The following is a 14,099-nucleotide window of genomic DNA, read 5'->3' as shown; positions in this document are numbered from 1 at the left end:
ACGACCTTCAAGGAGCGGAGAGAGACATGATCGTGAGGATGGGCGCGGCAAGCATCGCGCGGGTGCGGGCATGACCAGCGTGCGCTCGGCCCTGATCATCGGCGGCGGAATCGGGGGTATGTCCTCGGCCCTCGTGCTGCGGCGCCTGGGTGTGGCGGTGGACCTGATCGACATCGACCCAGCCTGGCGCGTCTATGGCGCCGGCATCACCATCACCAGCCCGACGCTGCGCGCCTTTGATCAACTGGGCATTCTGGACGACGTGCTGCGCGACGGCTTTTCCGGCAACGGCATCCGGGTCTGCACGATCGAGGGGCAGCAGGTGGGCGAAGTGCCCGATCCGGCCGGGATGCCCGGCAGCGGCGGGATCATGCGACCGACGCTGCACCGCATCCTCTCGGAAAAGACCCGCGCATCGGGCGCCACTGTACGGCTGGGGCTGACCGTCGACGCGCTGCATCAGCGGGATGACCAGGTCGATGTCGTGTTCAGCGATGGCGGCCGTGCCAGCTATGATCTGGTGCTGGGGGCCGACGGCGTGTTTTCGCGCACCCGCAGCCTGATCCTGCCAGATGCGCCTCAGCCCGAATATACCGGGCAAACGATCTGGCGGCTGTTCGCCGATCGCCCGGCAGAGATCGACCGCCGCCATTTCTTCCTGGGCGGGCCGGTCAAGGTGGGGCTGTCGCCCGTGTCGCGCGACAGCTTGTACATGTTCCTGCTCGAAACCTGTCCGCGCCGCAGCGTGGTGCCAGACGAGGAGCTGTACCTCGGCTTGCGTGATCTTCTGGATGGATACGGTGGCCCGTTGCGGGCGCTGCGCGAGGGCCTTGGCCCCCGCTCGCAGATCGTGATGCGGCCGCTCGAGGCGTTCCTGCTGCCGCCACCCTGGCATGTCGGGCGCGTGCTGTTGATCGGTGATGCCGCGCATCCCACTACGCCCCATCTCGCGTCTGGCGCTGGCATGGCGGTGGAGGATGCCATCGTGCTTGGCGAGGAACTGGCCCGCGGTGACGACGTGCCCGAAGTGCTCGCTCGCTTTGCCGAGCGGCGCACGGCGCGTTGCCAGCTGGTCGTGCGCAACTCGATGGAAATCGGCCGTCTCGAGCGCGCCGGCGCGCCGGCTGCCGAGCAGACCCGGATCGTCGGCGAGACACTCGCCATGCTCGCCCAGCCCATTTGATGCCTTTGCATGCGCTGCGCGCGCAGCAGCAGGAGATAGCGATGTTCGACACCGAACCCCAATTGCCGCCCGCCACCCCCGACACCGGGCGGCCGCGTACCCTGGACGAAGCCAAGGCGTGGATGCTCGATCGCACGGGCAAGGCGATCCACCCGATGAACAACCTGGCCGCTGACGATACCGCTGCCGTCCTCGCAACGCTCAAGGGGCTCGATCCGGTGAACTGGGCGGCGGCCTGGCGCGACGCTGGCGAAAAGGCGTGGCAGCGCGCCGAGACGGAAAGCGATCCGGCGCTGCGGCGCAAGGAGTATCTGCGGGCGCACGGTTTCTTTTTCCTCGGCCGTTTTCCGTGCCCCAACCATCCCGACAAGCTTGCCTGTGCCGCGCGCGAGCGGGATGCCTATCTGGCCGCCGGCGCGCTGATGTCGCCGCCGCTGGCCCGTGTGGTGGTGCCTTTTGACGGCCATGCCGGTGAAGGCGGCGAGGTCGTGTTCTACTACCGCCGGCCCCAGGGCGTTGCTCGCCCCCGTGTCGTGGTGATGTGGGGCGGGGTGGACGCGTGGAAGGAACAGATGACCGCGGCGTGCGACCTGCTGCTGGCCCGCGGTATCTCCACCATCGCGATGGATGGGCCAGGCACCGGCGAATCCCCCGTAAAGGGCACCGCCGATGCCGAGCGTCAGTTCCTCCCCGTGTTCGACTGGGCAGCGGCGCAGCCGGATCTCGATGGCGCCAAGATCGGCCTGCTCGGGCGCTCGTTCGGCGGTTATTGGGCGACCAAGCTCGCCCATGTCGTCCCTGACCGCGTGGCCGGCGCGGTGAACTGGGGTGGCGGCGCGCACTTCATGTTCCAGCGCGAATGGATCGAACGCTCGCGCCATCCTGACAGCTATCTGATGGAACTGGTCGAGACGCGGATGCGCATGCTCGGCGTCGATAGCTGGGAGGGCTATATCCAGGGCTTTGCCCAGCTCTCGCTGCTTGAGCAAGGCCTGCTCGATCGCCCTTCGGCACCGCTGCTGCTGGTCAATGGGCGTGGCGACAGCCAGTGCCCGGTGGCCGATATCGATCTTCTGGTCGGCCACGGCAGCCCCAAGGCAGTGCGCATGTTCCCCGGCGGCCACATGGGCATCACCCCGCAAACGCTGCCGACCATCGTCGACTGGCTCGTCGGCGCCGTAGATGGGGGAGCATCGGCATGACCGCGCGCAACTGGGTGCAGGACATGCCCACCGAAGAGGCCTATGCGATCAACCGCATCCTCTATCGCGTCCAGCATGACCGCGCGGAGGAAACCCGCTTCTTCGACAATCCGGCGCGCTACATCGCGGACGAACCGCTGTCTGATGCGGCCCGCGCCGCGCTCGACGCCACCGACATCGGCAGGCTCTATTTGCTGGGCGCCAACCCCTATCTGCTGCGCGCCTATTGCCTGCAACTGCGGGTTCCCGAAGCCGACTATCTGGCTGCCCTGCGCGCCGTAGGAGATGCGACCCATGGCTGAGATTACCGGCATTTATGCCGTGAGCCACACCCCCGTGATGACCAATATGCCCGATGCGCCCGCGCCCGCGCGGCGCGAGGCCGCTTTTCGCCAGTTCACGCGGGTGGGGCAGGAGATCGCGGCGACGCAGCCCGACGCGCTGGTCCTGGTTTCCGATGATCACCTGCACAATTTCTTTCTCGATAACCTGCCGCCTTTCTGCATCGGCGTGGCGCGATCCTACCCCAGCCCGGTGGAGGGTTGGCTCAAGATCCCGAAGCAGCAATTGCCGGGCGATGCCGCGCTTGCCGCGCATCTGCTCCAGTCGGTGATGGCGGCGGGCTTTGACCCGGCGCTGTCGATGGAACTGACGCTTGACCACGGCATGATGACCCCGCTCGATCTGGCCGGGATTGCGGGGGCCATCCCGGTGGCGCCGATCCTGGTCAACACGGTGCAGCCGCCGATGCCGGCGATGCGGCGCTGCGTGGCGTTCGGCCGGGCACTGGGGCAGGCGATCAGGGGCTATATGGGCGCCGCGCGCGTGGCGGTGCTCGCCACCGGCGGGCTGAGCCACGATGTTGGCACGCCGCGCATGGGCCAGCTCGACGAGGCGTTCGACCGTGGCTTTCTCCAGCAGCTGGAAGCTGGCGGGCTGGATGCGGCTGCCGACTTTGCGGAAGCGAGGGTCAACACGGCCGGCAATGGCGCGGAAGAAGTGCGCAACTGGCTGGTCGCCCAGGGCATTGCCGAAGGCGCGCCGTTCGAAACCTATCACTATGACGGCATCACCGACTGGTATACCGGGATCGGGCTGGGCCGCTGGAGCATGACGGCATGACCCTTGCAATCCATATCGACGGCCCCGCCAGCGCGCCGCCGCTCGTCTTCCTCCATGCCATCGCCACCTCGGCCGCGTTGTGGCGCCCGCAGGTGGAGCAGCTTTCCCAGCGGTTTCGCGTGGTGCGGGTGGACCTGCCGGGCCATGGCGCCAGTGCATTGCTGCCTGAAGGCGCTGGCTTTGCCGACTATGCCGATGCGGTTGCCGAGACGCTCTCAACCCATGGCATCGATCGGTTCAGCCTGGTCGGCATGTCGTTTGGCGCGATGGTGGCGATGCAGGTGGCGCTGCGCCATGCTGCCCGGGTGGAGCGCCTGGTGCTGGCCTGCTGTGCCGCGCGCACGCCCCCGCCCGTCGCCGCGATGTGGCATGAGCGGATCGCGATGGTGGAGCGCGAGGGGATCGAGACGCAGGTCGAAACCAGCCTCGACCGCTGGTTCACGCCCGATTTCGCTGCTGCCTCGCCGCAGCCGCTTGACGGGGTGCGCGGCATGATCCGCCAGACGCCCGCGGCCGGCTTTGTCGCGGCAGCGCGGATCATCGCCACGCTCGATCACATGGCCTTGCTGCCAAAACTCGCGATGCCATGCCTGGTGCTCGCTGGTGCCGAGGACAAGGCAGCGGCGCCCGCGATGATGCAAGACTTCGCCGCGCACATCCCGACCGCGCGGTTTGCCACTTTGCCGGCCGCACACCTCGCCAACGTCGAGGCGCCAGATGCATTTGGCGAAACGATCGCGCGTTTCGTGGAGGGGCGATGACCGCGATTACATTGATTCATGCGCTGGAAGCCTCGATTGCGCCGATCAACGCCGCCTTTGCCGCGCATTGGCCACAGGCGCGCCTGGCCAACCTGCTCGACGACAGCCTTTCGCGCGACTTGGCCGAGGCTGGCGCGCTTACCGACGCGATCGTCGCGCGGTTCCGCACGCTGGGCCGCTATGCGGCGGGGGCAGGGGCCGATGGCATTCTGTTCACCTGCTCTGCCTTTGGGCCAGCGATCGACGCCGTTGCCGCTGATCTGGCGCCGCTGCCGGTGCACAAGCCCAATACGGCGATGATTGCACGGACCGTCGCGGCGACGGGGGCAGGGCGCATCGCGCTGCTGGCGAGCTTTGCACCGACGCTGCCCTCGATGCTGCCCGAATTCCCCGATCCCGACCGGGTGCTGCCGGTGCATTGTCCCGGTGCGCTCGACGCGCTGCAAAGCGGTGATGCCGCGCGGCACGACGCGATTGTTGCAGCGGTCGCTGCCACTCTGCCCGAGGATTGCAGCGTGGTGGCATTGGCGCAGTTCAGCCTGGCCCGCGCTGCGGCCGCGATCGCGCCGCAAGCCGGCCGAACGGTGCTGACCACGCCGCAATGTGCGGTAGAGGGCATTCGCGCGGCAATTTTTCACGAGGCTTGCGTCGAGAATCGCGGCGCGATCCGCTAACGCCGCCGCGCGGCCTTGTCGAAGCGCCGCGCTGCACTGGGGGACGAAACGAGCGTGACGGGACGTACGCAGAAGAAGACCAAGCGCGAGATCATCCTCGACGCAGCAGAAGCGCTGTTTGCCGTGCATGGCTTCGACGGGGTCTCGATGCGGATGATCGCCGAACGCGGGCCGGTCGGGCTCGGCCTGCTGACCCACCACTTCCCCGCTAAGGATCAGCTGTTTGCCGCCGTGCTGGAACGGCGCGCCGATATCATCAATACGGCACGCCTCGCCGCGCTCGACGCGCTGGACAAGCCGGACCTGGAAGCGCTGCTGGCGGCCTTTCTGCGTCCCTATGTCGAACGGATCGCCGAGGGCGACGAAGGCTGGCGCTCCTATGCCCGCCTGCACGCGATGATGACCCAGGACGCGCGGTGGACCCCGGTTGCCGCGGCGATCTTCGGTGGGGTGGCCGAAGAAATGATCGCCCGCATCCAGGTGGTAGAGCCGCGCCTCACGCCCGATCTGGCCGCACGTGGCTATGTCCTGCTGCTGGGCGGCATGGTGAGCATGTTTGCCGACACCCGGCTGCTCGACCGGTTGACCCACGGGCGCCTGTCCAGCAGCGATGTCGTGGCGAGCTTCGATCCGATCGTCCGTTTCGCCGCCGCCGGCATCCGCGCCCTGGCGGAGCCGGCGGGAACTGATCCCCACGCCGCCTAGAGCGTCGCGTCGCAGCCGACCTGGGCGCGGCGGCGGATCGCATCGTGCGATCGCGCGGCGGCCTTGCCGACGGCGGCCACATCGATGCCCAGCAGCTGGCCTGCGCGCTTGAGGAAGCGGCCGTCGACCATGACGGTGTCAACGTTCGCCGGCTGGCCGTGCTGGACCAGCTGGAAGGTGGCGTTGCTATCGTCCACCGCGATCATGTTGAGATCGCTGGTGCGCACCAGGATCAGGTCGGCGCGCTTGCCGGGCGCGATCGATCCGGTCGTGTCTTCAAGCCCCAGCACCCGCGCGCCGTTCAGCGTTGCGAGCTGTAGCATCTGGCGCGGCATGGTCAGGCCATTGGTGGGATCTGCCGGGTTGCCGGGCCGCATAATGATCTCGGTGAACGAGGCGCCGCGCTGCTGGGCGATTCGCGCAGATGCCATGATCGTGCGCATCGCGGCAAACGGATCCACGCAGGTCTGCGCCGTTACATCGACGCTGAAGCCGATGTCGTGGAACGGTACGCCGTTTTCAAGGAAGCGGATCAGCGGCGGCAAGCCCGCACCAATTATCGTGTCCGTAGAAGGGCAGAGGGAAATCTTGACGCCGCGCGCCGCCAAAAGCTGGAGCAGCTGGTCCGGCGTGCCGGGCCCATGGGTAAAGATGAACTCTGGCCCCAAAAGGTGCAGAACCTGCGACAGGTCGGCATGCGGGGCGATCGATTTGAGCCCGTGGCGCCGCGCTGCTTCCACTTCGGTGACGAAGTGCTGCGTCGTGTGGATGACGACGCCCAGATCGATCCGCCCGTCGCCATGCTGGCCGAGCCAGTCGAGCATGGGGACAATTTCGCCGTCGTCGACGGCGGTGGAGCCAGGATGCGGCAGATGGCCATACCCGAAGCGCGCGCGGATGCCGCTGTCTGCCAGGGCCTGCGCCTGCGCCAGCGCGTCTTCGGTATTGCGCAGCGCATTGGACCAGTTGTGGCAGGTGGTGACGCCAGCATTGATCGCCTCGGTCGCGGCATAGCGGATGGCGGCATAGTGATCCTCGGCGTTGTAGCTCCCGGCAAGGCGGTGGAGCGCGAAATAGCCGGGCGCATCATGCGACAAACCGCGCCAGATGCTGTTCCACATGTGCCAGTGCGTCTCGATGAAGCCGGGCATCAGGATCATGCCGGCAGCATCGATCACTTCGGCATCGTCGGCTGGCAACTCCTCGGCCACGGCGACAATGGCGCCGCCGCGCACCAGCACATCGCCGCGGGCAAGGTCGCCTATTGCGGGGTCCATGGTGAGGATGCGGGCGCCGCGGATCAGATATGCACCGCGGGGAAGATCGGTTGCCACGGCCTGGTCGTTATTCACTCGCATCTCTCCTAACCATCCCGCGCTCTGCAGCATGCGCTGCGGCCCGGTCTTTGCGCCATCCTTGGCATTCTCCCCGACGACAGGGAAGTTCCTGCATGTTCCGGGCATTTGCCTGCACGGAAACGACCGGGGAACTGCGCGTGCCGTTTTCATGCATCGGCCGTGCTGCATCATGCAGGATTCCGGCAAAGGGCCTGCCTAGACCAGCATCAACCGCATGTGCCCTGCGCCGGACCAGCCAGCGCAAGGGACACAGCAAACAACGCAAATGGGAGGATGTCTTGAACCCACGCTATTTCCTGTCGACTGCACCGTTGGCGCTCGCGCTGTGCGCGATGCCCGCTGCCGCGCAGACCGCATCGGCCGCCGCGCCCCAGGCGCCTGCTGCGGAGCCCGCAGAGGCCGCCAGCGGCGCGCAGAGCGACGCGAGCGAGCAAGGCCTCAAGGACATCGTGGTTACCGCGCAACGTCGCTCGGAAAACCTCCAGCGCGCCGCGATCGCGGTCAGCGTGGTATCGTCTGACGCACTCGCCCGGCTCAATGTCACCCAGTCCTCGCAGCTGACGACGCTGGTGCCCGCCTTGCAGGTCGCCTCCAGCGGCTCGTCCAACCTGTTCTACTTGCGCGGCGTGGGCACGTTCGCGGTCAATTCGTTCAGCGATCCGGCGATCGCGTTCAACTATGACGGCGTTTATGTTGGCCGGCCGAGCGCCACCACCGGCGTGTTCTACGATGTCGAACGGGTCGAAGTGCTCAAGGGCCCGCAGGGCACGCTCTATGGCCGCAACGCCACCGGTGGCGCGATCAACATCTTGCCGGCGCGCCCGAAACTGGACGGCAATTCCGGCGATTTCTCCGCCACGCTCGGCAACTACAACACGGTGGTGCTGCAAGGCGATGTCAACCTGGTGCTGTCTGACAAGGCCGCGCTGCGTGTTGCCGGCATCTACAGCAAGCATGATGGCTATTTGAGCGATGGTACCAATGACGAGGACGGCAAGGGTGCCCGTGCCCAATTGCTGTTCCGCCCGACGAGCGATTTCTCGATCCGCATCGCTGCCGATTATTACAAAGCTGGCGGCGTGGGTGGCAGCGCGGCCCTGGTTGGCGTGCGCAATCCTGTGACCGGGGCAATCACGCCGGCACCCACCGATCGCGGCACCGGGTTGTACGATCCGCAGGTGCAGGCGCTGTTCCCGCAGCAGGTCAGCTTCCAGATTGGTCGCACGCTTCAGCCGCTCAGCCCCTATCCAGGGCAGAACAGCACGTTCTGGGGCGTCAATGCCGAGCTGAGCTGGACTACCGCTGCCGGCACGCTGACCGTGATTCCCGCCTATCGCCGTGCCGATGTGCACGCGCTTAACGCGGTTACCTCGTTCATCAGCTTGTTCGACGAGAAGACCACCCAGAAGAGCGTGGAAGCGCGCTTCGCTTCGCCCGATACCGGCTTCTTCCGCTACCTGCTCGGCGCGTTCTACTATCGCGAGGAATCGCAAACCGCCGACGTGTTCGCCCAGCAAACGCTGACCAACTATCTGGGTGGCGCGCTCGATACGACATCCTATGCCGCGTTCGGCCGGGTGACGCTGGCCTTTACCGACACGTTCCGCCTGAGCGGCGGGCTGCGCTATACCAGCGATCGCAAGACCGTCGATGGCGCGTCGCAGACGCTGGTGGCGGTCTGCGTTGCGGCCAGCTGCCCGGGTGGCCTGGTGCTGCCCTATACGCAGACCCCGGCCGGGCTGATCTCCAGCCTTGGCCTGGTGGGCCCGCTGCCAAGCCCGGTTCCGGCATTCAGCAGCATCTATGCTGATCCGTCCGCGCCCACCAGCATCCTGGGCAACAACCGCGCGGTGCTCAACATGGAGCAGAAGAACAGCCGCGCAACCTGGCGGGCCGGTGCGGAATATGACGTGGGTCCGCACTCGCTGCTCTACGCCTCGGTCGAAACCGGCTATCGCGGTGGCGGGTTCTCCTTCGCCGTCGATCCCACCCGGCAGCAATACCGCCCCGAAACGATCCAGGCCTACACGATCGGATCAAAGAACCGATTTTTCGATAATCGCCTCCAGCTCAATCTCGAAGCCTTCTATTGGCGCTACAAGAACCAGCAGATCGCCCATCTTGGCGTCGATTCGAACGGTGCTTCGGCTTTCTTTACCGAAAACATCGGCAACTCGCGCAACTATGGTGCCGAGGGAGAGGCACAGTTCCTGGCTGCGCGCAACACGCTGCTCACTGCCAACATCCAGTATCTCAATGCGAAATACACCGATTTTCGCTATTCGACGCCCGCGCCGCCGCCTACCCGCTGCGCGGTGACGGCCCCGGCGCCGGGCTCTGCCTCCTCGGTGGTGGATTGTTCGGGCCTGCGCGCGTTGCGTTCGCCGGAATGGACGATGAACTTCGGCGTGCGCCAGACCATTCCCATCGGCACCGCGAAGATCGTGCTGCAAGGTGACGCCCGCTACCAGTCGTCCAGCTATGTCGGGTTCGAACTGCTCGATATCGAACAGCAGGCGGCCTATTGGACCGGCCAGGCCTCGGCCACGTATTCGGGCGAGGACGATAAATGGTCGGCGACACTGTTCGTCAACAACATCGGCAACCAGCGTCCGTGGGGCGATATCGTCTATAACGCCAATGCCAACTTGTTCGCCGGTTCGCCCGGCGCACCGCGCCTCTATGGCTTCCGTTTCGCGATCAAGTATTGATGGCGATGCTGGCCCCGGGATGGGCGTCCCGGGGCCCAGTGGCCACCGCTCAGCGAAGCGAACGGCGATAGGCGGCCGGGGTAACGCCCGTCGTCCGGCCAAAGATCCGGGTAAGGTGTTCCTGGTGCGTGAAGCCGCACCGCACGGCGATCTCGGCAATCGGCAGATCGCCACGCAGCAGGTCGCGCGCACGCTCCACCCGCTGCTCGATGATGTACTGATAGGGCGCCCGCCCGGTTGAGCGCTTGAACTGGCGCGCGAAATGGATCGGGCTCAAATTGGCCGCACGGGCAAGATCGTCCACGCTGATCGGCGCTTCCATCTTCTCTGCAACCAGAGCGCGCACCCGGGCGATCTGACTCGGCTGGAGCCCGGTGATCCGCGGCAGTTCCACCCGTTTTGCCAGAGCATGGTGGCGCACCAGTTGCGCGGCGATGAGGCGGGCGACGCTGTCGGCAAACAGATCGGATTGCCGCTCCTTGATCATCGTGCAGGCCAGCCGCGCCAGTTGTTCGAGCAGCGGATCGTGCTCTCCCATGCGCGGCAGGAACTCCACCGAGTCCAGCGCGTCGTCGCACAGTTCGCGCACTGTCGCCGCGATCAGCTTGCGATGGACGTAGAGGTGCACCGTCTCCAGCGGTGACATGAGCGCCACGCCGAAGTCGCGCTGCGCCGGCAGGATAAACAGCCCACCGGTGCCGATCCGCGCCTCGCGCCGTTCGCCGCTCAGTTCGCGCCGGATGCGCACCGGGCCATTGAGATGCACGATGATGAGATGATGGTCATTTCCGCCGAACGTGTCGGCATAGGGGGCCTCGCGCTGGTGCGAGGCATAGAACGACTGCCATTCCAGCGAGTCGCTCGACTGCAAGACCTCGTGTTCCGGCCGCAGCAGAATGCCGTGAGTGTCTGCGGCTGTAAGTCCCGATTCGGTGCCGATACGCATAGCCAATCCTCTCTCCCGGCCTGCCGGTTTTTCCGGTCCCGCACGCGGCGTAGCGAAAAACCGTACGATTGTACAGTCGCGGCTTGATGGACGATGCCATGGCCACCTGGCGGACTCGCGGTGCCGTGGCAGCCATGCCCGACCGCCGGCAGCTTTGCCCGGCCGATCAGCCCATTGGTTGACATGGATAATCGGCCGGTGTTCAACACCGCGCCAAGGACACCGCTCCGCAATCGGCACGCGCACCGCCGCCCCTGCCTGGCAAGGACAAGACGATGGCGGAACCTGGAATAGCTGACATCACGTTCGGACGCGCCGCACCCGGAATCAGCGTGCGGGACATTCACGCCGCGCACGACTTTTACGTGGGCGTGCTCGGCTTTGAGAAAGTGTTCGAGAACGGGTCTCCGGTCGGCTTCATGGTCCTCAAAAAGGGACGCGCGGAAATTCACCTGAGCCGCACGCCTGGTCACAAGCCGTCGACCACCAACGTCATGCATATCTACGTCAGCGACGTGGCGGCACTCTACGCTATCTGCGAAAGCAAAGGCGTGCGGATCATCAAACGCCTGGCCGACAAGGACTATGGCCAGCGCGCCTTCGTGTTCGCCGATCCGGATGGAAACCGCATCGACGTGGGCGAGCCCTCGAACTGATGCCCGCAGGAATGGATCGATGACCGTGCCTGTTTCCAGCGCCAAATGTCCGGACCAGCGCCTGGCGCTGGTTGCGGGCCTTGCCGTTGCTGCATTCCACCTGCTGTTTGCCGGGCGGTACGACCTGTTCCGCGACGAGCTCTACTTCATCATCTGCGGGCAGCACCCTGCGTTCGGCTATGTCGACCAGCCGCCCGGCGTGCCCTTGCTCGCCGCTGGCCTGTTCAAGCTGGGATGGGGCGCCTTTGGCTTGCGTGTGCCGACGGCGCTGGCGGGCGGAGCGCTGGTATGGCTGGCGATGCGCTTCGCGCGGCTGCTGGGCGGGGGAAGGCTGGCACAGGCGATGGCCGGCCTGGCCTGCGCCCTCGCGCCCATGCTCATGGGCATCGTTGCCACGCTCAACACTTCGGCGTTCGAGCCGCTGGCCTGGACGGCGCTTGCCTATCTGCTGGTCAAAGCCGGTCGCGAGGGGGATGATCGCGCGTTGCTGGGGGCGGGGCTGCTGGTCGGGCTCACGCTCGAGATCAAGTATGCCATGTTGTTCTGGTTGGTCGGCCTGACCGCCGGCTTGCTCGTCACGCCGGGCCGCGTGCTGCTGCGGCGGCCGGCCTTGTGGGGCGGCGTGGCGATTGCCGCCATCATCGCGGTGCCGTCCTTCCTCTGGCAATATGCCCACGGCTTTCCGTTCCTGGAATTGGCAGCAGCGGCCAAGGGCAAGAACGCGGCGGTCGATGCCGTGCCGTTCCTCGTCAACCAGGTGCTGGTGATGAACCCGGCGTTCGCGCCGCTGTGGATCGCCGGCCTGGCGGCCCCGTTCCTGGCAAGGCGCCTGGCCGATCTTCGTTTCCTGGTGATCGGCGCCGTCGTGGTGATCGTCATCGTGCGCCTTGGTCACGGCAAGGACTATTATCTGGCGCCGCTCTATCCCACCTTGTTCGTGATCGGCGCGACGGCGCTGGTACCCTGGGTAAAAAGCATGCCGGCCAAAGTGGGTGTGGCGGCGATCGCCACGGCAGCCTTCATTGTCGCCGCCCTGGCCGCGCCGCTCGCCCTGCCGATCCTGTCACCAGCCGCGTTGGAACGCTATGTGCGGGCAACCGGGCTGGCGCCTCAGCAGCAAGAGCGCAGCTTTGCCGGCACAGCCTTGCCACAGAGCATGGCAGACCAGTTGGGCTGGCGTGATTTCGCGCGGCAGGTCGATGCAGCCTGGGCCAGCATCCCGGCGTCAGAGCGCGCGGTCACGGCCATCAAGGTGGACAACTATGGCGAAGCGGCCGCGCTCGATATCTATGGCCATGGTCTGCCGCCGGCGTTGAGCGGGCACAACCAGTATTACCTCTGGGGCCTGCGCGGACAGCATCCTATCCATGTCCTGTCGGTGCAGGATGACCTGGCCGCCATGCAGCCCTATTGCCGCAAGGTCACGCTGCTCGGCCAAACCTGGTCGCGCTATGCCATGGCGTATGAAAACGGCAAGGTGATAGCGCTGTGCGAAAACGTGAAGCCATCGCTGACCGAGATGTGGCCGGATCTCAAGAACTTCTCCTGACGGCAGCCACAGCAGCAAACGTGCCTATTTGGCGGCAACGCCTTTTGCCAGGCTCCCGTTTTCCCCGGAAATGCCCCCACCTGGCGTAAACCGCGGTGCGAAATCCTGGGACAAAGCGAGAGCATCCGGAAGACGAAATCGACCGAAAATCTAGCCAAATCAATATTTTGATATTTTATGGGAAGAAACCCGTGGTGCCGCTTACAGGACCAGTTTTCGTCCAATAACGCTATGAATTGGCTAAACTTTTAAAAGGACCATACGCCAATTCCCCACAAGACGCAACTTTTGCCTTTCTAACAGGTCGATTTTGAAGCGAAATCACGGTTAATACCCATTATGTCGTCATCGATTTTAGCATCAACATAGCTGAGTCAACAACGGCACGCATTTGCGTCGATATGGGAAAGCAGCAGCTACAGCAGCAGCGTCAGCAAAGGCCTTTCCAGTGCTTGTCGTTACGCTGAAGCGCATACTCACTTCGCGGAGATGGGGGCCATATGGCAGAGCAGGCCCTGCAAGCCGCGTGCTGCACCGGAATTCATAAAAAATATCGCTGTAAATAATCCTACAGCAATTGTTTCTTGATTCGGCTCGCCGAATCGTTCATATGCTGTGGCACATCCTACAGAGAAATTTTATGCGGCTCGATGCCATTTGCCAATTTCAATCTGGGTTCACGGTTCGGGGCAAGCTCGACCCGCAGCCTGAAGTTGGTCAGCTTGCCATGCAGTTGCGCGATCTGCGTGAGGATGGCTCCATCGACTTGGCCGGAGTGCAGCGCTTCAATCTGGATCTGCAAGTCGATCGTTACGCTTTGCAGCCCGGCGACGTCGTATTCCGGTCACGCGGGATGCCGAATTTCGGCTATGTCGTGGATGCGGCGATGGCTGAACCCATCGTGGCCCTGCTGCCATTGATCATCCTACGTCCCAATTCCAGCCTTGTAGCCCCGGACTATCTGGCTTGGGCGATCAACCAGCCCGATGCACAGCGGCAAATCGATGCAGAGGCGCAGGGCCAAAGCCTGCGCATGATCCCCAAGGGCAGCCTTGAGGGCATCACGATCCCCGTCCCCGACCTCTCAACGCAGCGCGCCATTGTCGAAATCGCCCGATTGGCGAACAGGGAAGCGGCGCTGCTTCATCAGCTTGCCGAAAGGCGAACCCAATTCACCGGCCGTGTGCTTGCCGATCTAGCGCAAGCCGGTGCCCAGCAGAAAGGCCTTTGAC

The 14,099-nt window shown here is 65.1% G+C and carries 13 protein-coding genes; 11 read left to right on the top strand and 2 right to left on the bottom strand.

Annotation, left to right across the window (positions count from 1 at the left end; translation table 11 throughout):
• Positions 1 to 70 precede the first annotated feature (70 nt).
• From ABIC78_RS11600 to ABIC78_RS11570, 7 genes are read left to right on the top strand one after another with little or no spacing between them, the layout of a single operon-like run.
• Positions 71 to 1,183 carry an FAD-dependent oxidoreductase gene (locus tag ABIC78_RS11600; RefSeq protein ID WP_354489778.1) on the top strand — a complete coding sequence of 371 codons (1,113 nt, stop codon included), beginning with the start codon at positions 71 to 73 and terminating at the stop codon, positions 1,181 to 1,183.
• A gap of 41 nt (positions 1,184 to 1,224) precedes the next feature.
• Positions 1,225 to 2,385, top strand: a complete 1,161-nt coding sequence (locus tag ABIC78_RS11595) for an alpha/beta hydrolase family protein (RefSeq protein ID WP_354489776.1) — start codon at positions 1,225 to 1,227, stop codon at positions 2,383 to 2,385.
• The gene (locus ABIC78_RS11590; RefSeq protein WP_022678215.1) at positions 2,382 to 2,687 is read left to right on the top strand and encodes an Aromatic-ring-opening dioxygenase LigAB, LigA subunit; all 306 of its coding nucleotides are present in this window, start codon (positions 2,382 to 2,384) and stop codon (positions 2,685 to 2,687) included. Before ABIC78_RS11595 ends, ABIC78_RS11590 begins: the two co-directional genes overlap by 4 nt.
• Positions 2,680 to 3,507: a DODA-type extradiol aromatic ring-opening family dioxygenase gene (locus ABIC78_RS11585; RefSeq protein WP_354489773.1), complete on the top strand. Its 828-nt coding sequence runs from the start codon at positions 2,680 to 2,682 to the stop codon at positions 3,505 to 3,507. The genes ABIC78_RS11590 and ABIC78_RS11585 overlap by 8 nt, the downstream gene beginning before the upstream one ends.
• Positions 3,504 to 4,268, top strand: coding sequence for an alpha/beta fold hydrolase (locus ABIC78_RS11580; RefSeq protein WP_354489771.1), 765 nt, complete (start codon positions 3,504 to 3,506; stop codon positions 4,266 to 4,268). The genes ABIC78_RS11585 and ABIC78_RS11580 overlap by 4 nt, the downstream gene beginning before the upstream one ends.
• Complete coding sequence (locus ABIC78_RS11575) at positions 4,265 to 4,942, top strand: arylsulfatase (protein WP_354489769.1); 678 nt, start codon at positions 4,265 to 4,267, stop codon at positions 4,940 to 4,942. Before ABIC78_RS11580 ends, ABIC78_RS11575 begins: the two co-directional genes overlap by 4 nt.
• A gap of 54 nt (positions 4,943 to 4,996) precedes the next feature.
• Positions 4,997 to 5,647: a TetR/AcrR family transcriptional regulator gene (locus tag ABIC78_RS11570; RefSeq protein WP_022678211.1), complete on the top strand. Its 651-nt coding sequence runs from the start codon at positions 4,997 to 4,999 to the stop codon at positions 5,645 to 5,647.
• On the opposite strand, the gene ABIC78_RS11565 is transcribed toward ABIC78_RS11570, so the two are convergent.
• The gene (locus ABIC78_RS11565; RefSeq protein ID WP_354489767.1) at positions 5,644 to 6,999 is read right to left on the bottom strand and encodes an amidohydrolase family protein; all 1,356 of its coding nucleotides are present in this window, start codon (positions 6,997 to 6,999) and stop codon (positions 5,644 to 5,646) included. The genes ABIC78_RS11570 and ABIC78_RS11565 overlap by 4 nt on opposite strands.
• Before the next feature lie 284 nt (positions 7,000 to 7,283).
• Here ABIC78_RS11565 and ABIC78_RS11560 point away from each other — a divergent pair, with 284 nt between their 5' ends.
• Complete coding sequence (locus ABIC78_RS11560; protein ID WP_354489765.1) at positions 7,284 to 9,716, top strand: TonB-dependent receptor; 2,433 nt, start codon at positions 7,284 to 7,286, stop codon at positions 9,714 to 9,716.
• A gap of 49 nt (positions 9,717 to 9,765) precedes the next feature.
• On the opposite strand, the gene ABIC78_RS11555 is transcribed toward ABIC78_RS11560, so the two are convergent.
• Entirely contained in the window at positions 9,766 to 10,662 is an 897-nt protein-coding gene (locus ABIC78_RS11555) for a helix-turn-helix domain-containing protein (RefSeq protein ID WP_022678209.1), read from the bottom strand.
• Between the two features lie 275 nt (positions 10,663 to 10,937).
• Here ABIC78_RS11555 and ABIC78_RS11550 point away from each other — a divergent pair, with 275 nt between their 5' ends.
• The 3 genes from ABIC78_RS11550 to ABIC78_RS11540 all read left to right on the top strand — a co-directional run bounded on the left by ABIC78_RS11550 (position 10,938) and on the right by ABIC78_RS11540 (position 14,098).
• Positions 10,938 to 11,318: a VOC family protein gene (locus tag ABIC78_RS11550; protein ID WP_022678208.1), complete on the top strand. Its 381-nt coding sequence runs from the start codon at positions 10,938 to 10,940 to the stop codon at positions 11,316 to 11,318.
• A 19-nt stretch (positions 11,319 to 11,337) separates the two neighbouring features.
• Positions 11,338 to 12,867 carry an ArnT family glycosyltransferase gene (locus tag ABIC78_RS11545; protein ID WP_354489762.1) on the top strand — a complete coding sequence of 510 codons (1,530 nt, stop codon included), beginning with the start codon at positions 11,338 to 11,340 and terminating at the stop codon, positions 12,865 to 12,867.
• Positions 12,868 to 13,507: 640 nt separating this feature from the next.
• Complete coding sequence (locus tag ABIC78_RS11540) at positions 13,508 to 14,098, top strand: restriction endonuclease subunit S domain-containing protein (RefSeq protein WP_171793807.1); 591 nt, start codon at positions 13,508 to 13,510, stop codon at positions 14,096 to 14,098.
• Position 14,099: the final 1 nt, after the last annotated feature.

Source organism: Novosphingobium sp. 1529 (genome assembly GCF_040544855.1).
In the GTDB taxonomy this organism is placed as follows: domain Bacteria; phylum Pseudomonadota; class Alphaproteobacteria; order Sphingomonadales; family Sphingomonadaceae; genus Novosphingobium; species Novosphingobium capsulatum.
This window is presented reverse-complemented; position numbering and strand designations above follow the sequence as displayed.